Raw genomic sequence first — 23,484 nt, 5'->3', positions numbered from 1 at the left:
AAGCGGCTGGCTAGGGCCGCGTAGCTGGCCGTGGAGGACTTTTACGACAGCCTCTAATCCAAGTTGCCATCTAATTCTTTGCCTCGGGGATGCAAAAAAGCCGCTCTGCTTAGAAGAGATAATGATAGCGGCCTTCCGCATCTTAGACGACCCACACCAGGCCATGGGCCACAAGGACGACCCCCGGACCACGACCCCCTACAGCGTCCTCCTCACGTGCTCCGCTTTGTCCTGGCCCACAGCATCCGGCTGGTAGGTGGCAACTTGGGTTAGAAGCCTTTTTTGAGGCGGGCCTGGTCTGTGCCGTAGCCCATTGGCCTAGAAGAGGGGTTGCGGCTTTTGCCGGTGATGGAAGCCTTTCCGAACCCTGCGGAGCGCCTGAGTCGGGAGTTCCGGACGCTCTTTCGGTTTTTGGAGGACTGGGGGTATGAGGTGGTGGTGTTTGATGCGTCCCGCTTCTTTTCTCGGATTCCTTGGTTGTCGCTCCTCATGTGGCAGGCACCCTGTTGGTGGCGGTGGAGGACCAAACAGATCACCGAGCTTTGAGGAACGCTCTGGCTACGTTGCAAAGATTGGGGACTCGGGTCATGGGTCTGCTGATGAACCAGGTTAAGGAGGGGATGTTGGCGCGACACCAGCGAAGGTACGGATACCGCTACAGGATAGGTATCGGTATGGGAGGTATGGGAGGCAAGGGAGCGGGGTGGCCGTCTGAAAGGGCGCGTGAAGTCACCCGGTCAAGACGGTTCTGCGGCTGATGTAAGAGCGGCTTCCACCTGGTTCATGTAATCGTCCCAGGGGATAAGGGTGAAGCCTGTTTCCTGCTTGGCGGCGTAGTATCGGACCTCCAGGCACATCCACCCCCGAGCCTCGCTGTACTCCCGCACCAGGGCGGGTGGGGATTTGGGGATGGCAAGGGGTTGCCTGAGCCGTTCCAACAGGAGGCTCATGCGGAGGGCTAGGCTGAGGCGCCGGCTTCCCTTTGCGGGTCGGTGTCCTCGCACCATGGCCCTCAGTTCGCCCGCACCTTCTTGTTGAGGAAGTCAAGGAGCAGGTATTTACCGATGTTCCTAGGGCTTGTGAGGTAGGCCTTGCCCCGGGTGATCTGGGAAAGCTTCTTCACAAAGGTCAAAAGCTCGGGTTCCCGGGCCAGCATGAAGGTGTGGATGGGGATGCCTTCCCGCCGGGCCAAAGTGGCCTCCTTCAGGGTTTCCGCCAGGATCAACGGGTCCAGGCCCCAGGCGTTTTTGTAAATCTCCCCGCTGGGGAGGGTGAGGGCCGAGGGCTTGCCGTCGGTGATGAGGATGATCTGCTTCATCTCCCCGCCCATCTTCCTGAGGAGGGTGCGGGCGAGCTCCAGCCCCGCCTTGGTGTTGGTGTGGTAGGGGCCCACCTGGGCCAGGGGGAGCTTGGCCAAGGGGATTTCCTCGGCGGTGTCGTGGAAGAGGACGAAGCGCACCCGGTCCCCCGGGTACTGGGTGCGGATGAGGTGGGCCAGGGCCAAAGCCACCCTCTTGGCGGGGGTGAAGCGGTCTTCCCCGTAGAGGATCATGGAGTGGGAGCAGTCCAGGAGGACCACGGTGCTCATGCTGGCGGTGTACTCCGCCAGGTCTATCACCAGGTCTTCGTGGCTCAGGCCTTCTAGCCCCTTAGCTGCTAGTTTCTTCAGGGTTTCCGGGATATTGAGCTCTAGGGGATCTCCCCACTCCCAGGGCTTGGTTTCCCCCGTCTTCTCCACCCCGGGGGCGTGGTGGGGGGTGGGGTGGAGGCCTGGGGGGTTGCGGCCCAAGGAGCCAAGGAGCTCCCGTAAACTCTTAAGCCCCAGGAAGTCCGAGGCCTTCTCGGTGAGCTCCAGGCGGGTTTCCCCCGCCTCGCCCTTGTACCCGCCTTGGGCGGGGCTGGTGGGGTCTTCCCCAGGAAGGCGGAGGTAGCCCGCTTCCTGGAGCTTCTGGATCATGCGCTGGATGGCTTGGTAAAGCCGGGTCTCCTCTTTGCGGTTCGCGAAGCGGGCCTCCCGGAGCCAGTCCTCGGGGACGAGCTCGTTTTTCAGGAGGGCCTGGAGGAGGGCGTCGTAGAGGTCTTCCAGGCTTGGGGTGCGGTTCGGGTCGGGGTCGTAGCGCTGGAAGGGGTCGGAGAAGCCCGAGTCCAGGAGAAAGTCTTCCAGGAGGCTTAGGATCTCCTCGGCGGAGAGTTCCTCCAGGTTTCCCTCGTAGCGGCTATACCGGATCGCCTTCATCCATCCTCCCTAGAGCCCGTTCCATGAGCTCGGCGTAGCGGGGAAGGCGCTGGTAGATGGCCTTGGCCAAGCCTTCGTTATAGGTGTGGACCGTGAGGTGGCGGTCGTCCGTCATGGCCAAGCTCAGAAGGGTTTCCTCCTCGTCCAAAAGCCCCACTGCCCGGGCCAGGCGGAAGGTGGCCTTGGGGCTTGCCGCCTCGAGGCCCTCCCGCTCCCTCAAGTAGGCCTGTAGCGCCTTCCAAAAAGCTTCAAAGGTGTATTCAGAGCGCTGGACGGCGGCGTCCCGCTCCACGGGGGTGGGCGCTTCCAGGAAGGCCACCTCCTTGAGCATGCCCAAGGCTTTGCGGGCGAGGGTGAGGCGCTCTAAAACGCGGCCCATAGGATCCCTTCCTTAAGCACCCGCTCCCGGAAGGCGGGGTCCACCTCGCTTAGGTCCACCAGGTCTACCCGCCGCACCACCGGGGCTTCCTCCAAGGCCTCCCGCAGGAGGGGAAGGAGAGGAGCAAGGGGTTTGGGGGCGAGGAGGGCCAGGTCCAGGTCCGAGGCCCGCCCGCCTTCCCCCCGGGCGAAGGAGCCGTAAAGGTACAGCCTGGCCCCTGTCCCCTTCAGGAAGGGCCCTAAGGCCGCCACCACCGCTTCTCGCTCCCGGGGAAGGTCAGTTCCCATAGCCCCTTGTCCTTTCCGCCGCTTGGTAGCTGGCCTCGCCCCGGGCGAGCTTCCTCCGCCCCACGAGGCCCTCCAGGACGAACTCCGCCGCGGAGAGGAGAAGCTCGGGAACCTCGCCCTCCGCCAGGGTACGGGCCGCCTCCAGAAGCCCCGGCACCTCCGCCAGCGCCGCCAACGCTTCTTCCAGGGCCCCCTCGGGCAGGGTGAGGAGGTTCCCCGCCTCAAAGTGGGCCACGATGGGCTCGGTCCTCAAGCGGTAGCGGGGGAGGACGAGGCCGAAGGCCCGTTGGATGAGCTCCTTGGCCACCCGCTCCGCCCCCTGGAGCTCCCCCTCGTACTCCAGCTCCAGCTTCCCCGTGATGGCGGGAAGCCCCTGGTAGAGGTCCAGGGGCCGGGCCACGGGCCGGACGCCCAAAAGAAGAGCCCGCCTTTCGGCGCTCGCCGCCACCACCTCTAGGAGGCTGATGGGGAGGCGCTGGCTCACCCCAGCGCTCTGGTCCACCCGGCGGTCCTCCCGGGCGGCGAAGGCCACCGCCTCCACGGAGAGCCGCACCCACTCCGGCACCTCCACCCCCTCGGGCACGTAGGCCTCCTGGGCGCTGATTTTGGACCCCTCCTCGAGGCTTCGTGGGTAGTGGGTGCGGATCTCGCTCCCGATGCGGTCCTTTAGAGGGGTGACGATGCGGCCCCGGGCGGTGTAGTCCTGGGGGTTGGCGGTGAAAACGAGCCAGACGTCCAGGGGGAGGCGGATGGGATAGCCCCGGATCTGGATGTCGCCCTCCTCGAGGATGTTGAACAGCGCCACCTGCACCTTGGGGGCCAGGTCAGCGAGCTCGTTCACGGCGAACAGGCCCCGGTTGGCCCGGGGAAGGAGGCCGTAGTGGATGCTCTCCAAATCCGCCATCCCCGTGCCCCGCCGCGCCGCCTTGATGGGGTCCATGTCCCCCAGGAGGTCGGCCACGGTGGTGTCGGGGGTGGCGAGCTTTTCCACGTACCGATCCTCCCGCCCCACCCAGACGATGGGGGCCTCGTCCCCGGCTTCTTCCACCAGCCTTTTCCCCTCGGGGGAGATGGGGGCGAGAGGGTTGTCGCGAAGCTCGGTGGGCAGGGCGGGGATCTCCTCGTCCAGGAGGCTCACCAGGCTCCGGAGGATCCGGCTTTTCGCCTGGCCCCGGGTGCCCAGGAGGATGAAGTTCTGCTTGGCCAGGATGGCTTGGACCAGGGCGGGGATCACCGTGTCCTCGTAGCCGTGGATGCCCGGGAAAAGCCTTTCCCCCCGCCTGAGCTTCTCCCGGAGGTTTTCCCGGGCCTCGTCCTTCACCGTGCGCCGGAGCTTTTCCAGGGGGTAGGTGCGCTTGAGCTCGCCTAAGGTCTTGGCCTTCACCCTTTCCAGTTTAGGGTGTCCGGGAATAGGGGTGTGTGTCCCGGGTCGCCCTGCGTTGCTCCTTGCCTAACGCCCTTCTCATGGCGAAGGGGTATCTTGGCGGCGTGGAGATCCACGGCACCACCATCCTGGCCGTCCGCAAGGACGGGGTCACGGCCTTGGCCGGGGACGGCCAGGTGACCTTTGGCCAGACGGTTCTTAAGCGCGGGGCGGTGAAGGTGCGGAAACTGGAGGTGGGGGAGGGAGTTCTGGTGGGCTTCGCTGGGGGGGTGGCGGACGCCTTGGCCCTTCTGGAGCGCTTCGAGGAGAAGCTCAAGGAGGCCAAGGGCGCCCTCTTGAGGGGGGCGGTGGAAACCGCCAAGCTCTGGCGCATGGACCGGGTTCTCCGCCACCTTCAGGCCATGATCGTGGCCGCCGACCGGGAAACCATGGTCCTCCTATCGGGAAGCGGCGAGGTCATCACCCCGGAAGAGCCCCTATTGGCGGTGGGCTCGGGGGGGCCGTACGCCTTGGCCGCCGCCAAGGCCCTTTACCGCCACTCTGGGCTTTCCGCCCGGGAGATCGCCGAGGAGGCCATAAGGATCGCCGCCGAGGTGGACCTTTACACCTCGGGCCAGGTCACCGTTCTCACCCTGGGGGAAGCATGAACCTCACGCCCGCCGAGATCGTTCGGGAGCTTTCCAAGCACATCGTGGGCCAGGAGGCGGCCAAGCGGGCCGTGGCCGTGGCCTTGCGCAACCGCTACCGCAGGAAGCAACTGCCCCCCGAGATCGCCCGGGAGGTGACGCCCAAGAACATCCTCATGATCGGGCCCACGGGGGTGGGGAAGACGGAGATCGCCCGCCGCCTGGCCCGCCTGGCGGGGGCCCCGTTCGTCAAGGTGGAGGCCACCAAGTTCACCGAGGTGGGCTACGTGGGCCGGGACGTGGACTCCATCGTGCGCGACCTGGCGGAGGCCAGCTACCAGCTCGTTTTGGAGGAGATGAAGAAGAAGGTGGAGGAAAAGGCCCTGGCCTTCGCCGAGGAGGAGCTCGCCACCCTTCTGAGGGCCTCCGTGGCCGAGGTGCGCTCGGGGCGGCTGGACGGCCTTTCCGTGGAGGTGCAGGTGGAGGAGGAGGTGAGCCTGCCCTTTATGGGGGTCCTGGGGGGCGAGGGGTTCGGCGGCATGGGGGAGATGCTCAAAGGGCTTCTCCCCAAGCGGCCCGCTCGCAAGCGCATGACGGTGAAGGAGGCGCGGGAGGTGCTGAAGAACCAGCACGCCGAGCGCCTCATTGACAAGGAGGAGCTCAAGGAGGAGGCGCGGCGCCGGGCCCAGGAGGAGGGGATCGTCTTCATTGACGAGATTGACAAGGTGGCCCGTAGGGAAGGCACCGTGGGCCCGGACGTTTCCGGGGAGGGGGTGCAGCGGGACCTCTTGCCCATCGTGGAGGGCACGGTGGTCTCCACCCGCATCGGCCCCATCTCCACGGAGCACGTCCTCTTCATCGCTGCTGGGGCCTTCCACGTGGCCAAGCCCTCGGACCTGATCCCCGAGCTCCAGGGGCGGTTTCCCATCCGGGTGGAGCTTTCCCCCTTGGGCCCGGAGGAGTTTTTCCGCATCCTGAAGGAGCCGGAGAACTCCCTCATCCGCCAGTACACCGAGCTCCTTAAGGCCGACGGTACCGAGCTCGTCTTTCACGAGGACGCCCTCTGGGCCATCGCCGAGGCGGCCCACCGGGCCAACCGGGAGCTGGAGGACATCGGGGCCCGGAGGCTCGCCACGGTGCTGGAACGGGTTTTGGAAGAGGTGAGTTTTCAAACCGACCTCGGGCGGGTGGAGATCACCCGGGCCTACGTGGAAAAGCGGCTAGAGGAGGTCTTTGCCTCCCCCGATCTGACGCGGTTCGTGCTCTAGGAGGATGGCATGCGCTGGTTGCTTCTGACTTTTAGCTTGCTGGCGGTTCCGGCCTTGGCCCAGACCCCTCCGCCCTCAGCGGGGCAGACGGCCACCCAGGATGCCTTGAAGCTGGGGGTGCAGCTTTACGCTTTGGGGCGGTACGAGGCGGCCCTCGAGGCCTTTGAGCGGGCGGCCAAGGAGAAGCCCCAAGACCCGGATGTCCTCTACTGGCTGGCCCGGGCCCAGCTCAAGGTGGGCCTATTGAACCCAGCCTTGGAAAACGCCAAGGGCCTGGTGGCCAAGAACCCCCGCTACATCGGGGGCTACATGGTCCTGGCGGAGGCTTACATCGCCCTTTACCGGGCCAGCGAGGACCGGGAGAAGGGGAAGGCGTACCTAGACCAAGCCTTGAGCGTCCTTCGCGATGCGGAGCGCATCAACCCCCGCTACGCCCCCCTCTTCGCCCAGCGGGGTTTGGTCTACGCTCTCTTGGGCCAGGTGGACAAGGCGGAGGAGGCCTTCAAGAAAGCTCTTTCCTTGCAGGACACCCCCGAGGTGCGCCTAGCGATGGCGGAGCTTTACCTGGCGGCGGGGCGGCTGGACGAGGCCTTGGAGCAGTACGCGCGGGCCCTCCAGCTGGCCCCGAAGGACGCCGACTTAAGGGTGCGCTATGCCTCGGCCCTCCTCCTCAAGGGCCGGGCGGAGGAGGCGGCCAGGGTGTTGGAGGAGGGGCACAAGCTCAAGCCCCTGGACGCCGAGGGATGGTATACCCTGGGGCAGGCGTACGTGGCCCTAGGTTGGATGAGGGAGGCAGGGGTGGCCTTGGAGAACGCCATCGCCCTGGCCCCCTTGCGCTTTCCGGCCGCCTACTACTACCTGGGCCTGGTTTACTTGGCCCTGGGGGATGCGCAAAAGGCCAAAAGCCGGCTCACGGTGGCCGTGCGCTTGGAGCCCAAGCGCCCCGAGTACCGCTACCAGCTTTGCTTGGCCAACGAGAAGCTCGGGGATAAGGAAGGGGCCCGCTACCAGTGCCAGGAGGCGCTGAAGCTAAAACCCGGCTACAAGGAGGCGGAGGAGGTCCTGCGCCGGCTTTAGCCGGACCCTGAGCCCTGGGGGCTTTGTGCTCCCAGGGCTTTTTTATTGGGCGAGGGAGGGCTATCGTGAGGGGGATCGTGAGGGGGTCTATGTGGCGTTACGAGGGGGGGCGCTTCTCGGCGGAAAGCTTTCCCCTGCCTGAAGAGGCCTGCCTTCTCCTGGTGGTGAACGGCGAGCCCTGGACCGCTTTGAGCTACACCCCCGGAGATGAGGCTTACTTGGCCTTGGGCCACCTCCATCTAAGCGGGGCCCTACCCAGCCTGGAGGGAGTTCGGGTTCTGGTGGGGGAGGGGATGGTCTTGGTGGACCTTCCCCGCACCCCTATGCGGGGCGTGGGGGTAAGGGATAGCGGCTGCGCCGCTGGATTGCGTTTTGGCGAGCCCAAGCTGATTCCTCTCCCCCAGGTTCCTTTGGACCCGGAGCTACCCATTCGCCTCCTCGCCGAGCTTCGCGCCCGCACCCGGGCCTACGCCCGCACCCGGGGCATCCACGGCGCCGCCCTCTTTGACCTCGAGGGCAACCTCCTCTACCTTAACGAGGACATCGGCCGCCACAACGCCGTGGACCGCTTGGCGGGGTTCATGCTGGCGGAGGGCATCGCTCCGCCCGTGCTCGTGGCCTCCACGGGCCGGGTGAGCCTGGAGATGGCGGCCAAGGCGGTGGGCATGGGGGCGGTGCTCCTGGCAAGCCGCACCGGGGCCACCGCACCCGCAGTAGCCCTGGCCCACCGATACGGCCTAGCCCTGGCGGCCTACGTGCGCCCCACGGGCTACCGCCTCTATGCCCCAGGAGGGATGCCCGTGGGAGAGGGGGTCCTCTAAGCCTTGGGCTCTTCCTTCTTTTCCTCGCCCTCCTGGAGGCCTTTCTTGAACTCCCGAGCCGACTGGCCGATGCCCCGAGCGAGCTCGGGAAGTTTTTTGGCGCCGAAGAGGAGGAGGATGACCAGAAGGATGAGGAGGATTTCCACCGGACCTAAGCGCATGGGCCCATCTTAGCACGCCTTGACCCTCTTGGGGGCAGGTGCTATCGTGGCCTCTGGGGTGGCCAGGCCCCGGGGCGTAGCGCAGGCCGGTAGCGCACCTGCTTTGGGAGCAGGGGGTCGCCCGTTCAAATCGGGCCGCCCCGACCACGCGGGAGTAGCTCAGTTGGTAGAGCATCGGCCTTCCAAGCCGAGGGTCGCGGGTTCGAGTCCCGTCTCCCGCTCCAAACGGCCGGGGTGTAGCGCCACCCCGGCCTCCTTGCATGGGCCCGTAGCTCAGGGGACAGAGCAGCCGCCTTCTAAGCGGTAGGTCGGGGGTTCGAATCCCTCCGGGCCCGCCAAGACCGGAACACAAAGCTTCACCCCCCGGTGGCGTGGCCGGGGGGTGGTTCGGTTAGCTTATCTAGGCCTGCCCTCGAGGCCCTCGCCTGGGTGATTTGGGGCTTGCGCAAGCTCGCGGAGAAGCCCTACGGGCTGGGGGACCTTCTTGAGTACGAGGAGCCCTAGCCCAAGCGCTTCAAACACCCCCCGCGTGAGCCCGGCCTGGCGGGGGACGCTCCGGAGGGTGCCCACGGCGCTCTCCTTGTGGGCGGGCGCGAGGACCACCTGAAGCCCTTCCGGGTGCTACCCGACGAAGTTGACGGGGCTCCCCTTCTGGGAATGGAGCCGGAAGCCTAGGGCCTCGAGGCGGCGCTTCACCTCCCGGTGGGGAAGGGGCCGCCTAGGCCCCCACCTCTACCTCCACCTCCCGCGCCTCGGGCACCCGGGCCGGGGTGGGGGGTTCAAAGTAGAGCTCCAGGGCTTCCCGGAGGTTGGCCAAGGCCTCCTCCTCCGTGCCCCCCTGGCTTGCCACGTCCACCTCGAGGCATTGCGCTATCCAGAGATCCCCCTCCTTCCACAGGTGGGCCGGGAGCTTCCTCGGCATGCCCCCAGTCTAGGGCAGGCCCTATGTTGTGATGGCCACCTGGCCAAACCGCCCTCAAACCCCCGCCTTGCTACCCCCGGGGAGCGTGCCCTGGCGGGGGAAGAGGCTAGGGACCGGGGTGGGCTTTCCCAGCTTCCCGTGGTATTCTTGCCCCGGGGCCTTGGCCCCTTCCATGTTGCGGCTGGAAAACATCACCAAGCGCTTTGGACCGGTGGTGGCCAACCGGGGCGTCACCCTCGAGGTGGGCCGGGGGGAGGTCCTCGCCCTCCTGGGGGAAAACGGGGCGGGGAAAACCACCTTGGTGAGCATCCTCTACGGCCTCTACGCCCCCGACGAGGGGCGGATCCTCTTGGAGGGGAAGGAGGTGCGCATTCCTTCCCCCAAGGCGGCCCAGCGGCTCGGCATCGCCCTGGTGCCCCAGCACCCCGAGCTCATTGACGCCCACACCGTGGCGGAAAACCTGGCCTTGGGGTTAGACCTCCCCCCCGTCTTCGCCCGGCGCGCCCTTATAGCGCGGCTTAGGGCCCTCCTTCAGGACCATCCCTTGGGGGTGGACCTCGAGGCCAAGGTGGAGCGGCTTTCCGCCGGGGAGAAGCAGCGGGTGGAGCTCCTCAGGGCCCTCCTAAACCGCCCCCGGGTCCTGATCCTGGACGAGCCCACCAGCGTCCTCACCCCCAAGGAGGCGGAGGGGCTTTTCCAGGAGATCGCCCGGCTTAAGCGGGAGGGCCTGGCGGTGATCTTCATCAGCCACAAGCTGGAGGAGGTGCTGGCCCTCGCCGACCGCATCGCCGTGCTCCGGGCGGGGGAGAAGGTGGGGGAGCTTTCGCGGGCGGAGGCGGACAAGGAACGCCTGGTGCGCCTCATGGTGGGCCGGAGCCCAAGCCCCCCGCCCAAGGCCCCGCCGCCCCGGGCGGAGGTGGTCTTGGAGGTGGAAAACCTCCTGGTGCCCCGGCATGGCTTCCCCGTCCAGGGCGTGTCCTTTTGCCTGCGGGCGGGGGAGGTGTTGGGCGTTGCCGGGGTGGCGGGAAGTGGGCAGAAGGAGCTACTGGAAGCCCTGGCGGGGCTTAGGCCCTACCGGGGAAGGGTGCGCTTCCTGGGCCAGACCTTGCCCAAGGAACCGGCCCGGGTCTTCTCCTTGGGGGTGGCCCACATTCCCGAGGAGCGGTCCATGGGGGTGGTGGGGGGGATGAGCGTGGCGGAGAACCTGGCCCTGCGCACCTACCCCGCCTACGCCCGCCTTGGCCTTTTGGATTACCGCGCCATGGAAAAGGAGGCGGAAGCCCTCATGGCCGCCTATGCCGTCAAAGCCCCTTCCCCCAGGACCCCCGTGCGGTTCCTCTCTGGGGGCAACGTGCAGAAGGTGATCCTGGCCCGGGAGCTAAAGGGCGGGCCCCGGCTGATCCTCGCCATGCACCCCACCTACGGGGTGGACGTGGGGGCGGCGGAGGAGGTGCACGGGCGGCTTTTGGACCTGGCCCGGCAAGGGGCCGCCATCCTCCTGGTGAGCGAGGACCTGGACGAGATCCTGGCCCTTTCCCACCAGGTGGCGGCCTTGTACCACGGCAGGCTCGTGGGGCCCATCCCCCGGGAGGTGGCGGACCGGGAGCGGCTGGGGCGGATGATGGCGGAGGGGCGGGCATGAGGCTGGAGTTGGACCCCGCCCCCAGCCCCACCAAGGTGGCCTTGAGCTATGGGGCCTTTTTGCTCCTGGCCCTCTTCCTCTTGGGTTTTCTTTTCCTGGCCTATGGAGTCTCCCCCCTTAGGGCCTACGGCCTCCTTCTCTCCCCCCTCTTGGACCCCTTGGGCCTGGCCGAGGTGGCCCGGCGGGCCATTCCCCTCCTCCTCATCGGGGCGGGCTTGAGCTTGGCCTTCCGCGTGGGGTTTTTCAACATTGGGGCCGAGGGGCAGCTCCTCATGGGGGCGGTGGGGGCGGCTTACGTGGCGCTCTTCCTCCCCCCTGGGCCTTACACCCTTCTCCTCATGTTCCTCCTCGGGGGGGCTTTGGGGGCCTTGTGGGCGGGGTTTGCCGCCTGGCTTAGGGTGCGCTTTGGGGCGAGCGAGATCCTCACCACCCTCATGCAGAACTACCTGGCCTACTACCTGGTGGTCTATTTGGTGGCGGGGCCGTGGAAGGGGCAGTTCGTCTTCGGCTTCCTTTACACCGACCGCTTCCCCGAGGTGGCCCGGCTTCCCCGGCTGGGGGACACCTTGGTTCACTGGCCCACCCTGCTTTTGGGGGTGGGGGCGGCCCTGCTTCTCCACCTCCTCCTCTTCCGCACACCTTGGGGCTTCTCGCTGAGGGTGCTTGGGGAAAATCCCCAGGCGGCCCGCTACCTGGGGCTCAAGGAGGGGAGGCTTACCCTCCTCGTGGCCTTGGCCTCGGGGTTCCTGGCCGGGTTTGCCGGGGTGGGGGAGGTGGCGGGGATCCACGGGAGGCTTCTGGAGCCCGCCCAGATCTCCTTGGGCTACGGCTTCACCGCCATTTTGGTGGCGTGGCTCGCCAGGGGGAGGCCTGGGCTTACCCTCCTCACGGCGCCCCTCCTCGGGCTCATCCTGGCGGGGGGCGACGCTTTGAAGCTCGCCTTTTCCATGCCCTTTAGGGTGGTGGACGTGGTGGCGGGGCTTTTGCTTTTGGCCTTGATCGGGGCGGAGGCGGCGAGCCGCCACCGCCTCATTTGGAGGCGGTGATGGAAGAGGCCTTGGTGCGCGCGGTGCTTTTCGGTACCCCCATCCTCCTCGCCGCTTTGGGGGCGCTCCTCGCCGAGCGGAGCGGGGTGGTGAACCTGGGGGTGGAGGGGATCATGGCCCTTTCGGCCCTGGCCGCCTTCGCCGTGGCCTTGGATGTGGGGCCCTTCTTGGGGGTGGTGGCCGGGGTGGGGGCGGGCGTGGCTTTGGCCCTCTTCTTGGGGCTCTTTGCCATTACCTTGAGGGCCAATCCCTTCGTGGCGGGGCTGGCGGTGGCCGCCTTGGGGCTTGGGGCTTCGGGAATGCTGGGGAAGCGCTACGAAGGGGTGCCCTTGCAGAAGGTTCTTCCCGAGGTGCCCTTGGCCCTTTTGGCCCTTCTTTTGGCCCTCGTTCTTCACCTCCTCCTCTACCGGAGCCGGTTTGGCCTTTACCTGAGGAGCGTGGGGGAGAACCCCAAGGCGGCGGACCTCTTTGGGGTGAACGTGGAGGGGGTGCGCTACCTGGCCCTGGGGCTTGGGGGCGGGCTCATCGGTTTGGGCGGGGCTTACCTCTCCTTGGCCTACCGTCCCTCCTGGACGGATGGGATGACCGCGGGGCTCGGCTGGGTGGCCATCGCCCTGGTGATCCTGGCCGCCTGGGAGCCCTTGCGGGCGGTTTTTGGCGCCTACCTTTTTGGCCTCCTCTTCTTCCTGCAGTTTCGGCTTCAGGGCAGTGTACCTATACCGTCCGAGGCCTTTGCCGCCATGCCCTACCTTCTGGTTATCCTGGTCCTGGCCCTCTCGGGCCGGTCCCGGGCCCCCAAGGCCCTGGGCCAGCCCTTTGAGCGGGGGAGGTGAAGGATGCGAAAACTGGTTTGGCTCTTGGCCCTGCTTTTCGGGACGGGCCTGGCGCAAGGGGAGAAGCTAAAGGCTTGTTTCATCTACGTGGGTCCAGTGGGGGACGCTGGCTGGACCTACGCCCACGACGTGGGGCGGAAGAAGGCGGAGGCGGCGCTTCCCTGGCTGGAAACCCGCTACGTGGAAAGCGTCCCCGAGGCCCAGGCCTTGCCGGTGATAGACCGCTTCGTGAAGGAGGGGTGCAAGGTCATCTTCGCCACCAGCTTTGGCTACATGGAGGCGGTCCTCGAGGCGGCCAAGAAGTACCCGGACGTGATCTTCGCCCACGCCACGGGGTTCAAGCGGGCCCCCAACGTGGCCACCTACATGGCGGACTTCTACCAGGTTTACTACCTTAACGGCCTCGCCGCCGGGGCCCTCACCCAGTCGGGCAAAGTAGGCTACGTGGCCGCCTTCCCCATCCCCGAGGTGAAGCGGCACATCAACGCCTTCGCCCTGGGGGTGCGGGTGGTGAACCCCAAGGCCCAGGTCCTGGTGCGCTGGATCAACGCCTGGTACGACCCGGCCAAGGCCCGGGAGGCCACGGAGGCCCTTCTCGCCCAAGGGGCGGACGTCTTCGCCTTCACCGAGGACACCCCCACGGTGATCCAGACCGCCGCCAAGAAGGGGGCCTACTCCTTCGGACACTACACCCCCATGCTCAAGTTCGCCTCCGACCACGTGGTTTCCGGCCAGATCGTCCACTGGGACGTGATCTACATTGATTTCCTCAAGAAGGTCAAGGAAGGCGTCTACACCCCGAAGAACCTGCAGAACGTGGACTATTTCTGGCTCCTGCAGCACAAGGCGGTGGAGATGGGGGCGGACTACGGCGTGCCCATCAACCCCAAGCACGTCCCCCTCTTGCAGAGGGCCCGGATGCGGGTGGCGGGGAAGGAGGTGCCGGTGTACGAGCGCATCATGGCCCTTCTTCGGGACATGTCCAGCCCCAAGCCCACCTTTGATCCCTTCACCGGGCCCATCCGGGACCGCAAGGGGGTGGTGCGCATCCCCGCCGGGCGCAAGGCCACCTTGCAGGAACTCCTCACCATGGAGTGGGCGGCGCCTGGGGTGGTGGGGGACTGGCCCGGGGAACCCAAGTAGGGAAGCCCTTTGGGGGGCCGGGCCTTGGGCCCGGCCCCTTGGCTACAGGCTTTGGAAGACCGCTTCCAGGATCTCCAGCCCCAAAGCCGCCTCCTTCTCCGTGAGGGTGAGGGGCGGGGCGATGCGGAGGGCGGAGGGGCCGGCGGCGAGGAGGAGGAGGCCCTTTTGGAAGGCCCGCTCCACCGCCTTGTCCCGGAGGTCGGGCCGCTCCTCCTCGGGGCTTCCGAAGTCCACCCCGATCATGAGGCCCCTCCCCCGCACGTCCCCCAGGAAGGGGAAGCGCCTTTGCATCTTCCTTAGCTCCTCCAGGAGGTAGGCCCCCACCCGGGCGGCGTTTTCCATGAGGCCCCCTTCCAAAAGGTCCAGGGTGGCGTGGGCCGCCGCCGCCGCCACCGCCTGCCCGCCGAAGGTGGTGCCGTGGGCCCCGGGGTGCCAGCTTCCGAGCTCCTCCCGGAAGAGGAGGGCGCTCAAGGGGTAGCCCGAGGCCAGCCCCTTGGCCAGGACGTAGACGTCCGCCTCTATCCCCTCGTGCTCCAGGGCGAAGAAAAGCCCCGTGCGCCCCGCCCCCGACTGCACCTCGTCCGCCACCAGGAGGATGCCGTGGCGCTCCAGGAGGTCCTTAAGCTTGGGGAGGAAGCCCTTGGGGGGAAGCACATACCCCCCTTCCCCCTGGATGGGTTCCAGGAAGAAGGCGGCCACCTCCTCGGGGGGCAGGGTGGTGCGGAAAAGGTGCTCCAGGTGGTCTAAGACTGCCTCCCCCACCTCCTCGGGCCGGGCGCCCAGAGGGGGGCGGAAGGGGTTGGGGAAGGGTACGTGCACCACGCCGGGCAACAGGGGGGAAAACCCCTTGCGGTAGGCGCTTTTGCTGGCGGTGAGGGATAGGGCCCCGAGGCTCCTCCCGTGGAAGGCCCCGGTGAAGGCGAGGAGGTAGGGGCGGCCCGTGTGGTGGCGCACCAGCTTGATGGCGGCCTCAATCCCCTCGGTGCCGGAGTTGCCGAAGAAGACCCTGTACCTTCCTCCAAGCCGCTTTACCAGGCGCTCCGCCAGGGAGAGGGTGGGCTCGTGGGTGAAGTCGGAGAAGCAGACGTGGGCGAAGCGCTCCGCCTGGGACCGTACCGCCTCGAGGACCTTGGGGTGGGCGTAGCCCGTGGTGTTCACGGCGATGCCCGCCATGAAGTCCAAAAAAACGTTCCCGTCCACGTCCTCCAGGAAGACGCCTTGCCCCCGGGCGGGGACGAAGGGGTAGGGGCGGATGTAGGAAGGGGAGAGCACCCGCTCGGCCCGCTCGGTGAGCGCTTGCGCCATGGGTCCGGGAAGGGGTGTCTTTACCTTGGGTTTCATACGTGGCCAGTCTACCAAGGGCGGGACGAGCGTCCCACCGGCGCTTTATGCGCCACGGCGCAAGGCTATACCGAAAGGAGGCCCCGGGCCACCAGGTGGGGCCGGGCGTAGAAGAGGGTGAGGGCGGTGGCGGCGTCCTCCACCTCCCCCGCCTCCAGGAGGGCGTAGAGTTCCGGCAAGGGAAGTTCCACGGCTTCCAGGAGCTCGCCGTCCTCGAGGCTCGGGGCCGCCACCACCTCTGCCCCCAGGGCCAAGAAGGGGTGGAAGACCACGGCGGTGAAGGAGGGTTGGGGGTGGAAGGGGGGCAGGGGGATGACCTCCTTGGCCCTCGCCCCCACCTCCTCCAAAAGCTCCCGCCGCGCCGCCTCCTCGGGGGTTTCCCCGGGGTCCACCTTGCCCGCGGGTACCTCCAGGAGGAACTTCCCCGTGGGGTGGCGGTACTGCCGGACGAGGAGGGCGGTGGTCCGGGCGGTGACGGGGAGGACGAAGCTCGCCGCCACCGGCCCCGGGCGGTAGATGTAGGTGAGCTCCTTGCCCGTGTGGGTCCTGAGGCGTTCCCGCACCAGGCGCACGGGCTCGGAGAGGATCTCTTCCAGGGAAAGCCGCTTCCAGGGGCTCATGAGGTCAAGCGCTCAATCACCCGCCGCACCTTCTCCCCGGGGGCCCGGGGCCCCAGGGCCTTGGTCACCACCCCGATGGCGGCCAGGGGGGTCTTGAACTGGGAAAGGTCCAGGTTTTCCCGGATCCAGGCCTCTATCTCCTCCTCGCTCATCTCCTTAGGCAGAAAGCGGTCCAAGAACTCCGCCTCAAAGGCGTTCCCCTGCTCCAAGGCGATCTCCTTGAGGGCCTTGAGGACCTTCACCGCCTCGGTGTCGGGGAGGGGCTTGCCGTCCCCCTTGCGGTCCAGCTCCGCCTTCACCACCCGGGCGAAGTCCAGGGTCTTCTGGTCCCGGGCCTTCATGGCCTCCTTGATGGTTTCCTTGATGGCCTCGTAGATCGTCATCCTTACCACTCTAACGGAAAGGTGGCTAGACGGCGAGCCGCACCTCGAGGCCCACCCCCAAAGCCCTGGCCGCCCGCCTCAGGCTTTCCAGGCTGTGGCCGAAGTAAAAGGGGTCCAGGAGGCGGTGGACCGCCGAAGGGGAGGTGCCCATGCGCCGGGCAAGCTCCCGTTGGGAAAGACCCCGGACCTTTAGGGCCCGCCAGAGTTCTAGGCTTACGGGGTTCACGGGGGCGGGTTCTAGAAAGACCACCTCAGGTTGGTGCAGCTTGGCCAAGCCTTCTGGATCCACCCTTTCGGAAGGCGCGGGGAGAGGCTTCCCCGCTTCCTCAAGCTCCAAAAGCGCCAAGGCCAGCCCCCGCGCCAGGCTATCCATGGCCCCCGCCCGGCTCGCCTTCCCCCAGGCGAACACCGGGAGATCCAAGGCATAGCCGGCGTAGGTTTTCCCTTCAGGGTCCACCTCTAGGACTACTGGGTAGCGGTAAGGCCACTTCTTTACCAAGACGTCTTTTCCCATGGCTTTGCCTATCGGGGTGGGGAAAGATCCCCCACCCCCTCCCTTTCCCTAAAGGGACATCTCCTCTGGGATTCCCGCTTGCTTCAAGATCCTCTTGAAGGTGCCCACGGGCGGGGGATCGTTGCCGGGGTCCAGGACCACGATCCGGCCGTCGGGGTGTTTCCAGACCTCGTGGTCTCCCTTCCCGCGCCGAGGCTAAGGGGAAAAGCCCATTTGCCTAAGTATCCTCCGCCCGCAGGGGTTGGACCCGGGGGCCAGGTTAGATGTTAGCAAAAATGCGAACGCCCCTCAAGGTGCCTTGGGGGAGGCCCACCGTCCGGGAGTACAATCCCTTCCATGTGGGCGCTCCTTTCCGTTTCGGATAAGCGGGGGATCGTGGACTTCGCCCGGGGGCTTTTGGACCTGGGCTTCCGCCTTCTCGCCACGGGGGGAACGTACCGGGCCCTAAGGGAAGCCTCCTTGCCCGTCACCTACATCTCGGACTTCACCGGCTTCCCCGAGATCCTGGAGGGCCGGGTGAAGACCCTCCACCCCAAGGTGCACGCCGCCCTCCTGGCCCGACCCGACCAGGAGGAGGAGCTTAGGGCCTTGGGCTTGGAGCGGATCGGCGTGGTGGCGGTGAACCTCTACCCCTTCCGGGAGGCGGTGGCCCGGGGGGCCTCCTACGAGGAAGCTTTGGAGCAGGTGGATATAGGCGGCCCCGCCATGCTCCGGGCCGCGGCCAAGAACCACCTGGCGGTGCTTCCCGTGTGCGACCCCGAGGACTACCCCCGGGTCCTCGAGGCGCTAAGGGAGGGGCCAAGCCCGGAGTTCCGCCGGGCCCTGGCCCGTAAAGCCTTCGCCCACACCGCCGCCTACGACGCCGCCATCGCCGAGTGGCTTTCCGGGGAGAAGTTCCCCGAGGACAAGTTCTTGGTCCTGAGGCGGGTTTCCCCCTTGCGTTACGGGGAGAACCCTCACCAGGAGGCCGCCCTTTACCGGGTGGCGGGGGAGGAGGGCCCCCTCCTTGCCGCCCGGGTCCTCCAGGGCAAAACCATGAGCTTCAACAACTACCTGGACGCCGAGGCCGCCTGGAACCTGGTTTCGGAGTTCGCCGAGCCCGCCTGCGTGGCGGTGAAGCACCAGAACCCCTGCGGGGTGGCCCTGGGGGAAACCCCCTTGGAAGCCTACCGGAGGGCCTACCAGGCGGACCCCGTTTCCATCTTCGGGGGCATCGTGGCCTTGAACCGCTATGTGGACGAGGAGACCGCCTCGGCCATGGCCGAGGTCTTTTTGGAGGTGGTCCTGGCCCCCGCCTTTAGCGAGGAGGCCTTAAGGGTCTTCGCCAGGAAGAAGAACCTGCGCCTCCTCGAGGTCCCGGCCCTAGCCCAAGGCCCCTACCTGGACGTACGGCGCATCCGGGGCGGGGTGCTCCTTCAAGATGCCGACACCCTTGACCCCATCGCCCCCCAGGTGGTGACCAAGCGGGCTCCCACGGAGGCGGAGTGGCGCGACCTCCTCTTCGCCTGGAAGGTGGTGAAGCACGTGCGCTCCAACGCCATCGTGGTGGCCAAAGGAGGGATGACCCTGGGCATCGGGGTGGGGCAGACGAACCGCTACGCCGCCGCCAAGCACGCCCTAAAGACCGCCAAGGAGGGGGCGCGGGGGGCGGTCTTGGCCTCCGACGCCTTCTTCCCCTTTGACGACGTGGTGCGCCTGGCGGCGGACTTCGGCATCGCCGCCATCATCCAGCCGGGGGGGAGCGTGCGGGACCAGGACTCCATCCAGGCGGCGGACGAGGCGGGCATGGCCATGGTCTTCACCGGGGTGCGCCACTTCCGCCACTAGAGGGAAAGCCTGCCCCGAACGGCCCTGAGCCGCCGGTGGGCCTCCTTGAAGCCCACGAGCTTGCGGCTTTCCTCGTCGTGGAGGTGCATGTCGGCGAAAGCGATCTGGAAGGCGTCCTTGAGGGTCACGGTGGGGGCCACCTTCACCAGGTCCACCTCCTCCTGCACCTTGGGGAGGTGGTAGTTGGGGATCTTGGGAGCCAGGTGGTGGATGTGGTGGAAGCCGATGTTCCCGGTGAGCCACTGGAGGACCTTGGGAAGCTTTAAGTAGGTGCTTCCCTCCATGGCGGCCTTGAGGTGTTCCCAGCGGGGGTCGTGCTCCCAGTAGGCGTCTTCAAACTGGTGCTGCACGTAAAAGAGGAAGATGCCCACCATCCCCGCCAGGTACTGGATGGGGAGGTAGACGAAGAGGAGGGTCTTAAGGCCAAAAAGGAGGCCGATGCCCACGAGCAAAAGGACCAGGGCCAGGTTGGTGAGGGCCACGCTGTGGCGCACCGAGGGGCGCTCAGACCCGTAGCCCAGGGGCAGGCGGTAGGAGAGCATGAAGACGTAGATGGGCCCCAGGAAGAACATGACAAAGGGGTTGCGGTAAAGGCGGTAGGCGAGGCGCTGCCGAGGGGTGGCCTGCAGGTACTCTTCCAGGGTCATGGTGTAGATGTCCCCCACGCCCCTTTTGTCCAGGTTGCCGCTGGTGGCGTGGTGCCGGGCGTGGGAAAGCTGCCAGTGGTGGTAGGGCACCAGGGTGAGCACCCCGGCGAAAAAGCCCAGGGCGTCGTTCATCCACTTCTTGGGGAAGAAGGAGCCGTGCCCGGCGTCGTGCTGCAGGATGAAAAGCCGCACCAGGAATAGCGCCGCCACGAGGTCCAAGGCCAAGGCGAGGAGCAAGGAAACGGAAAGGGCCTTGTGGGCGAGGTAAAAGAGGGCGAGGAGGGGCAGGAGGGTATCCGCCACCTGGCGCAGGCTTCGCAGGGTGTTGGGCTTGGTGTAGGGCTTGATGAGGGGGATCCAGTCTTTGGGTTCTACCTTATGCATAGGCGCTCCTCTTTCGGGGAGTGCCTTACCGTACTTCAGCAAAAGATGAGAGGGGTGAGGCTACCTGGGCCTTAGGCGTTCTTCCGAGTCCAGGAGGAGGGTTACGGGCCCGTCGTTCACCAGGTGCACCCGCATGTGGGCCCCGTACACCCCGGTTTCCACGTGGACCCCTTGAGCCAGGAAGGCTTCTATGGCATCTTCGTAAAGCCGCTTGCCCACATCGGGAGGGGCCGCCTGGACGAAGGAGGGGCGGTTGCCCTTGCGGGTGTCGCCGTAAAGGGTGAACTGGCTCACCAGAAGGACCTCGCCCCCCACCTCCTTGAGGGAGAGGTTCATCTTGTCTTCGGCGTCGGGGAAGATCCTAAGGTTTACGATCTTCCGGGCCAGGTAGTGGGCGTCCTCTGGGGCGTCCTTCTGGCCCACCCCCAAAAGGACGAGGAGCCCTAGACCGATCCTTCCCACCACCTCGCCCTCCACCTCCACGAAGGCCTCGCTCACCCGTTGCACCACCGCCCGCACGCCCTCACCTCCTTGGCCCGGCGAAAAGGGCCACGGTCCCGGGCCCGGCGTGGACGCTCACCGCCGCACCGGCGAAGAGGGTGGCTTGGACTTCCACCCCTTCCGCCTTCACCGCCTGCAGGAGGGCCTTTGCCCCTTCGGGGTTCGCCACGTGGGCCACGTGGGCCAAGGCCCCTTCGGGGAAGTCGCGGCGGAAGAGCTCGGCGATCTTCTTCAGGCCCTCGGCGAAGCCCCGCACCCTGGGGCCGGGGAGGACCTCCCCCCGCCGGACCTCGAGGACCGGCAAAATCCGAAGCAGGCTCCCCACCAGGTGCTTGAGCCCGGAAATCCGCCCCGAGCGGTGCAGGTGGGTGAGGGTTTTGGGAAGGACGTAGCCGAAGACCCGCTCCCGGTAGGGGGCGAGGGCCTCCTCCAGGCGCTCCCAAGGGGTGCCGGTGGCGAGGAGGCGCCTCGCCTCCTGCAACACCAAAAGAAGCCCGCCGTTCAGCGACCCTGAGTCCAGGACCTTCACCCGCCCCCCGAAGGCCTGGGCCACGCTTTGGGCGGTGGCCACGGTGCCGGAAAGCTTCCCGGAAACGTGGACGGAAACCACCCGCTCGTGGGTCTTTAAAAGCTTCTCGTAGGTGGCCTTCAGGTCCTCGGGGGCCACTTGGCTCGTGGTGAGGCGCTCCCCCTCTTCCAAGAGGCGGACCACCTCCTCGGGGGTGATTTCCCATAGGTCGCGGAAAGCCCGGTCTTTCCAGATCACTTGCTGGGGCACCAGGTGGATGCCCTGGGCCTCCGCTTCCTTGGGGGAAAGCCCCAAGGTGGAGTCGGCCACGAAGGCCACGCTAGAGGCTGTAGGCGTAGAAGCCATAGGTGCCCGGCCCCGTGTGGCTGGCGATCACTGCCCCAAGCTCGCTCACCAGGGCCTCCTCCACGGGAAGGCCCGAGGCGAAGACCATTGCCTTTAGCTCCCGCACCGCCTGTTCCTCGGCGCTGTAGAGGAAGAAGGCCCGGATCCGCTTCCGCCCTTCGCCCCACGCGCGGAAGTCCTTCACGATCTCCTCCCGCGCCTTCCTTTCCCCCCTGGCCCGGCCCACCGCCTCCACCCGTCCCTCCTTGAGGGTGAGGATGGGCTTGATGCCCAAAAGGGTGCCCAAAAGGGCCTGGGCCCCACCGATGCGCCCGCCCCGGCGCAAAAACTCCAAGGTGGCCACGCTGAAGCGCACGAAGTGGTCCTGGCGGATGCGCTTGAGCTCTTCCAAGACTTCGGAGAGCGCCTGGCCTTGGGCCAGGAGCTCGTGGGCCCGGAGGACCATCATGCCGATGCCCAAGGAGGCGGCCTGGGAGTCAAAGACCGTGACCCGGCCCGGGAACTCCTGGGCGGCGAGCTCCGCCGACTGCACCGTGCCGGAGAGCTTGCTGGAGATGTGCACGGAAAGCACGTGATCCGCTTCCTGCAAAGCCTCCCCATAGGCTTTCATGAAGTCCTCGGGGGAAGGTTGGCTGGTGGTGGGGAAGGCGGTCCCCTCCCGCACCTTCTGGAAGACCTCCTCGGGGGTGATCTCCTCCCAGTCGCGGTAGACCCGTCCTCCCAGATGGACGTAGAGGGGCACCACCCGGATGCCCAGGCGCTCCCGCAGGGGCTTGGGCAGATCGGCGGTGGAGTCCGTCACCAAGGCTACCTTCATCAACGCCTCCTTGTTGTCCGGCCCAGGATACCACAAGGCGGTGTAGTGTAGCGGAGAAGTTGCTCCAAGGCGGGGTTTTTGCTAGGGTCAAGGGTATATGTGGCGGGTGCTGGTGTCCGATGATATGCGGCTTGGGGACGTGAAGTACCCGGGGGTCCTGGTGGACTACCGCCCCGGCATCGCTCGGGAGGAGCTTCTGGAGGTGATCCCGGCTTACGACGCCCTCATCACCCGAAGCCGGACCCAGGTGGACGCCGAGCTCTTAGGAAGGGGCAAGCGGCTCAAGGTGGTGGGCCGGGGCGGGGTGGGGGTGGACAACGTGGACCTGGAGGCGGCAAGCCGGCTCGGCATCCTGGTGGTGAACGTGCCCGAGGCCAACACCCGCTCCGCCGCCGAGCTCGCCTTCGGCCTCCTTCTCGCCGCCGCCCGGGGCATCGCCCTTTCCGACCGCAAGATCCGAGAGGGGGAGTGGGACCGCAAGTTTTTGGGGCTAGAGCTTAAGGGCAAGACCTTGGGCATCGTGGGCCTCGGGCGCATCGGCGGCCAGGTGGCCCGCTTCGCCAAGGGCTTTGAGATGCGGGTTTTGGCCTACGACCCCTATATCCCCCGGACCCGGGCGGAAAGCCTAGGGGTGGAACTCATGGAGCATCTGGAGGACCTCCTTCGCCAAAGCCACTTCCTCACGGTCCACACCCCCCTCACGGAGGAAACCCGGGGGATGATCGGAAGGCGTGAGCTCTACCTCCTGCCCCGGGGGGCGGTGGTGGTGAACGCCGCCCGGGGCGGCATCGTGGACGAGAAGGCGCTTTTGGAGGTTCTGGAGGAAGGTCACCTCTTCGCCGCAGGCCTGGACGTCTTTAGCCAGGAGCCGCCGCCTAAGGACCATCCCCTCCTCCACCACCCCAAGGTGGTCCTCACCGCCCACTTGGGGGCGAACACCTTGGAGGCCCAGGAGCGGGTAGGGGAGGCCATTTTGGAGCGGGTGGTGCGGACCCTCGAGGGGGATCTCTCCTACGCCCTGAACACCGGCTTTGACCCCGAGGCCCTGGCGGCCCTCCGGGGTTTCTTGCCCTTGGGCGAGGCTTTGGGGAAGCTCCTCGCCCAGATTACCAAGGGTCGCCCCCAGGCTTTGGAGGTGAGCTTCCTCGGCCAGTTTGACAAGGATCCCGAGCCCATCGCCAGCGCCGTGGCCAAGGGGCTTTTGGCCCGGGTATTGGGCGAGGGGGCGGTGAACCTGGTCTCCGCCCGGCCCCTCCTCAAGGACCGGGGCATTGGCCTCGTGACCCGCCGCTCCGAGGAGGCGGGGGAGTACGCCCGCCTGGTGGAGGTGCGCCTCACCACGGACCAGGAGGAGCGCCGGGCCCGGGGGGTGGTGATGGGGGGGAAGCCCCGGCTGGTGGGGATAGACGACTACGCCCTGGAGGTGGTGCCGGAAGGGTACCTGCTGGTGTGCGTGAACTACGACCGGCCTGGGGTGGTGGGCCAGGTGGGGACCCTCTTGGGCGAGGCGGGGGTAAACATCGCCGGGATGCAGCTTGGCCGCGACGTGCCGGGGGGAAGGGCGCTCTTCGTCCTCGCCGTGGACCAGAAGCCCACGCCTGAGGTGCTGGAGGCCTTGCGGGCATTGCCCGTGTTGGAGCGGGTGGACCTGGCGGAGATGGGGTGAACCGGAAGGATGTGGCGGATATTGTAGTCACAAGTCGCAAAAATCGTGAAATCCGTCACGTATGAGCACGGGACAGGTGAGCTTC

At 66.8% G+C, this 23,484-nt stretch carries 25 protein-coding genes, 3 tRNA genes and 1 pseudogene; 13 read left to right on the top strand and 16 right to left on the bottom strand.

The window, feature by feature from the left end; translation table 11 throughout:
• Positions 1–737: 737 nt before the first annotated feature.
• The 5 genes from L0D17_RS07065 to L0D17_RS07045 form a co-directional block, all read right to left on the bottom strand.
• Positions 738–950: a hypothetical protein gene (locus L0D17_RS07065; RefSeq protein ID WP_243094581.1), complete on the bottom strand. Its 213-nt coding sequence runs from the start codon at positions 948–950 to the stop codon at positions 738–740.
• Positions 951–1,012: 62 nt separating this feature from the next.
• Positions 1,013–2,236: a vWA domain-containing protein gene (locus L0D17_RS07060; RefSeq protein WP_243094580.1), complete on the bottom strand. Its 1,224-nt coding sequence runs from the start codon at positions 2,234–2,236 to the stop codon at positions 1,013–1,015.
• Complete coding sequence (locus tag L0D17_RS07055; protein WP_243094579.1) at positions 2,217–2,615, bottom strand: nucleotidyltransferase substrate binding protein; 399 nt, start codon at positions 2,613–2,615, stop codon at positions 2,217–2,219. The genes L0D17_RS07060 and L0D17_RS07055 overlap by 20 nt, the downstream gene beginning before the upstream one ends.
• Positions 2,600–2,902: a nucleotidyltransferase family protein gene (locus L0D17_RS07050; RefSeq protein ID WP_243094578.1), complete on the bottom strand. Its 303-nt coding sequence runs from the start codon at positions 2,900–2,902 to the stop codon at positions 2,600–2,602. Before L0D17_RS07050 ends, L0D17_RS07055 begins: the two co-directional genes overlap by 16 nt.
• A complete protein-coding gene (locus L0D17_RS07045) occupies positions 2,892–4,286 on the bottom strand; it encodes a sigma 54-interacting transcriptional regulator (RefSeq protein ID WP_243094577.1) in 1,395 nt (464 codons plus the stop codon). Before L0D17_RS07045 ends, L0D17_RS07050 begins: the two co-directional genes overlap by 11 nt.
• 80 nt (positions 4,287–4,366) lie before the next feature.
• Here L0D17_RS07045 and hslV point away from each other — a divergent pair, with 80 nt between their 5' ends.
• The 4 genes from hslV (at position 4,367) to L0D17_RS07025 (ending at position 8,078) form a co-directional block, all read left to right on the top strand.
• Positions 4,367–4,933: an ATP-dependent protease subunit HslV gene (gene hslV / locus L0D17_RS07040; protein WP_152607366.1), complete on the top strand. Its 567-nt coding sequence runs from the start codon at positions 4,367–4,369 to the stop codon at positions 4,931–4,933.
• Positions 4,930–6,180 carry an ATP-dependent protease ATPase subunit HslU gene (gene hslU, locus L0D17_RS07035; RefSeq protein ID WP_039459090.1) on the top strand — a complete coding sequence of 417 codons (1,251 nt, stop codon included), beginning with the start codon at positions 4,930–4,932 and terminating at the stop codon, positions 6,178–6,180. The genes hslV and hslU overlap by 4 nt, the downstream gene beginning before the upstream one ends.
• A gap of 9 nt (positions 6,181–6,189) precedes the next feature.
• Positions 6,190–7,257 (top strand): tetratricopeptide repeat protein, encoded by a 1,068-nt coding sequence (locus L0D17_RS07030; RefSeq protein ID WP_243094576.1) that lies wholly within the window; start codon positions 6,190–6,192, stop codon positions 7,255–7,257.
• A gap of 89 nt (positions 7,258–7,346) precedes the next feature.
• On the top strand, positions 7,347–8,078 hold the full coding sequence (locus tag L0D17_RS07025) for a formate dehydrogenase accessory sulfurtransferase FdhD (protein ID WP_243094575.1): 732 nt from the start codon (positions 7,347–7,349) through the stop codon (positions 8,076–8,078).
• Here the strand turns inward: L0D17_RS07025 and tatA are convergent.
• Complete coding sequence (gene tatA / locus L0D17_RS07020; RefSeq protein WP_018112255.1) at positions 8,075–8,239, bottom strand: twin-arginine translocase TatA/TatE family subunit; 165 nt, start codon at positions 8,237–8,239, stop codon at positions 8,075–8,077. The genes L0D17_RS07025 and tatA overlap by 4 nt on opposite strands.
• 70 nt (positions 8,240–8,309) lie before the next feature.
• Here tatA and L0D17_RS07015 point away from each other — a divergent pair.
• The 3 genes from L0D17_RS07015 to L0D17_RS07005 all read left to right on the top strand — a co-directional run bounded on the left by L0D17_RS07015 (position 8,310) and on the right by L0D17_RS07005 (position 8,577).
• Positions 8,310–8,386 (top strand) — tRNA-Pro (locus tag L0D17_RS07015).
• Position 8,387: 1 nt separating this feature from the next.
• Positions 8,388–8,463 (top strand) — tRNA-Gly (locus L0D17_RS07010).
• 38 nt (positions 8,464–8,501) lie between these two features.
• Positions 8,502–8,577 (top strand) — tRNA-Arg (locus L0D17_RS07005).
• A gap of 380 nt (positions 8,578–8,957) precedes the next feature.
• Here the strand turns inward: L0D17_RS07005 and L0D17_RS13550 are convergent.
• Entirely contained in the window at positions 8,958–9,161 is a 204-nt protein-coding gene (locus tag L0D17_RS13550; protein WP_279231614.1) for a type II toxin-antitoxin system HicB family antitoxin, read from the bottom strand.
• 172 nt (positions 9,162–9,333) lie between these two features.
• Between L0D17_RS13550 and L0D17_RS06995 the strand changes: the two genes are divergently transcribed.
• The 4 genes from L0D17_RS06995 to L0D17_RS06980 are packed head-to-tail and all read left to right on the top strand — an operon-like array spanning position 9,334 to position 13,825.
• The gene (locus L0D17_RS06995; protein ID WP_243094574.1) at positions 9,334–10,803 is read left to right on the top strand and encodes an ABC transporter ATP-binding protein; all 1,470 of its coding nucleotides are present in this window, start codon (positions 9,334–9,336) and stop codon (positions 10,801–10,803) included.
• Positions 10,800–11,849: an ABC transporter permease gene (locus L0D17_RS06990; RefSeq protein WP_039459857.1), complete on the top strand. Its 1,050-nt coding sequence runs from the start codon at positions 10,800–10,802 to the stop codon at positions 11,847–11,849. Before L0D17_RS06995 ends, L0D17_RS06990 begins: the two co-directional genes overlap by 4 nt.
• Positions 11,849–12,682: an ABC transporter permease gene (locus L0D17_RS06985; RefSeq protein WP_243094573.1), complete on the top strand. Its 834-nt coding sequence runs from the start codon at positions 11,849–11,851 to the stop codon at positions 12,680–12,682. The genes L0D17_RS06990 and L0D17_RS06985 overlap by 1 nt, the downstream gene beginning before the upstream one ends.
• 3 nt (positions 12,683–12,685) lie before the next feature.
• Positions 12,686–13,825 carry a BMP family ABC transporter substrate-binding protein gene (locus tag L0D17_RS06980; protein WP_243094572.1) on the top strand — a complete coding sequence of 380 codons (1,140 nt, stop codon included), beginning with the start codon at positions 12,686–12,688 and terminating at the stop codon, positions 13,823–13,825.
• A gap of 42 nt (positions 13,826–13,867) precedes the next feature.
• Here L0D17_RS06980 and L0D17_RS06975 read toward each other — a convergent pair whose 3' ends face one another.
• From L0D17_RS06975 to L0D17_RS06955, 5 genes and pseudogenes are all read right to left on the bottom strand, one after another.
• Positions 13,868–15,166 carry an acetyl ornithine aminotransferase family protein gene (locus L0D17_RS06975; RefSeq protein WP_243094571.1) on the bottom strand — a complete coding sequence of 433 codons (1,299 nt, stop codon included), beginning with the start codon at positions 15,164–15,166 and terminating at the stop codon, positions 13,868–13,870.
• Between the two features lie 65 nt (positions 15,167–15,231).
• Positions 15,232–15,786, bottom strand: a complete 555-nt coding sequence (locus L0D17_RS06970; RefSeq protein WP_243094570.1) for an NUDIX hydrolase — start codon at positions 15,784–15,786, stop codon at positions 15,232–15,234.
• On the bottom strand, positions 15,783–16,169 hold the full coding sequence (locus L0D17_RS06965) for a GatB/YqeY domain-containing protein (protein ID WP_039459863.1): 387 nt from the start codon (positions 16,167–16,169) through the stop codon (positions 15,783–15,785). Before L0D17_RS06965 ends, L0D17_RS06970 begins: the two co-directional genes overlap by 4 nt.
• Positions 16,170–16,194: 25 nt before the next feature.
• Entirely contained in the window at positions 16,195–16,683 is a 489-nt protein-coding gene (locus tag L0D17_RS06960) for a helix-turn-helix domain-containing protein (RefSeq protein ID WP_243094569.1), read from the bottom strand.
• 48 nt (positions 16,684–16,731) lie between these two features.
• Positions 16,732–16,860: pseudogene (locus tag L0D17_RS06955) on the bottom strand (type II toxin-antitoxin system HicA family toxin); the annotation flags it as partial.
• Between the two features lie 159 nt (positions 16,861–17,019).
• Here L0D17_RS06955 and purH point away from each other — a divergent pair.
• Positions 17,020–18,510: a bifunctional phosphoribosylaminoimidazolecarboxamide formyltransferase/IMP cyclohydrolase gene (gene purH, locus L0D17_RS06950; RefSeq protein ID WP_243094567.1), complete on the top strand. Its 1,491-nt coding sequence runs from the start codon at positions 17,020–17,022 to the stop codon at positions 18,508–18,510.
• On the opposite strand, the gene L0D17_RS06945 is transcribed toward purH, so the two are convergent.
• Genes L0D17_RS06945 through L0D17_RS06930 form a run of 4 tightly spaced genes read right to left on the bottom strand, consistent with a single transcriptional unit; the run spans position 18,507 to position 21,733 of the window.
• The gene (locus L0D17_RS06945) at positions 18,507–19,541 is read right to left on the bottom strand and encodes a fatty acid desaturase (protein WP_039459866.1); all 1,035 of its coding nucleotides are present in this window, start codon (positions 19,539–19,541) and stop codon (positions 18,507–18,509) included. The two genes, purH and L0D17_RS06945, sit on opposite strands and share 4 nt — an antisense overlap.
• A 60-nt stretch (positions 19,542–19,601) precedes the next feature.
• Positions 19,602–20,060: a D-aminoacyl-tRNA deacylase gene (dtd, locus tag L0D17_RS06940; protein ID WP_039459867.1), complete on the bottom strand. Its 459-nt coding sequence runs from the start codon at positions 20,058–20,060 to the stop codon at positions 19,602–19,604.
• A gap of 4 nt (positions 20,061–20,064) precedes the next feature.
• Positions 20,065–20,889 (bottom strand): DegV family protein, encoded by an 825-nt coding sequence (locus tag L0D17_RS06935; protein WP_243094566.1) that lies wholly within the window; start codon positions 20,887–20,889, stop codon positions 20,065–20,067.
• A gap of 1 nt (position 20,890) precedes the next feature.
• Positions 20,891–21,733 (bottom strand): DegV family protein, encoded by an 843-nt coding sequence (locus tag L0D17_RS06930; protein WP_243094565.1) that lies wholly within the window; start codon positions 21,731–21,733, stop codon positions 20,891–20,893.
• A 97-nt stretch (positions 21,734–21,830) separates the two neighbouring features.
• Here L0D17_RS06930 and serA point away from each other — a divergent pair, with 97 nt between their 5' ends.
• Positions 21,831–23,399 carry a phosphoglycerate dehydrogenase gene (gene serA, locus L0D17_RS06925; RefSeq protein WP_243094564.1) on the top strand — a complete coding sequence of 523 codons (1,569 nt, stop codon included), beginning with the start codon at positions 21,831–21,833 and terminating at the stop codon, positions 23,397–23,399.
• Positions 23,400–23,484: the final 85 nt, after the last annotated feature.

Origin of the sequence: Thermus thalpophilus (assembly GCF_022760915.1) — a bacterium.
Lineage (GTDB): Bacteria > Deinococcota > Deinococci > Deinococcales > Thermaceae > Thermus > Thermus thalpophilus.
Note: the sequence above shows the minus strand (reverse complement) of the source record. Positions and strands in the feature narration are given on the sequence as shown.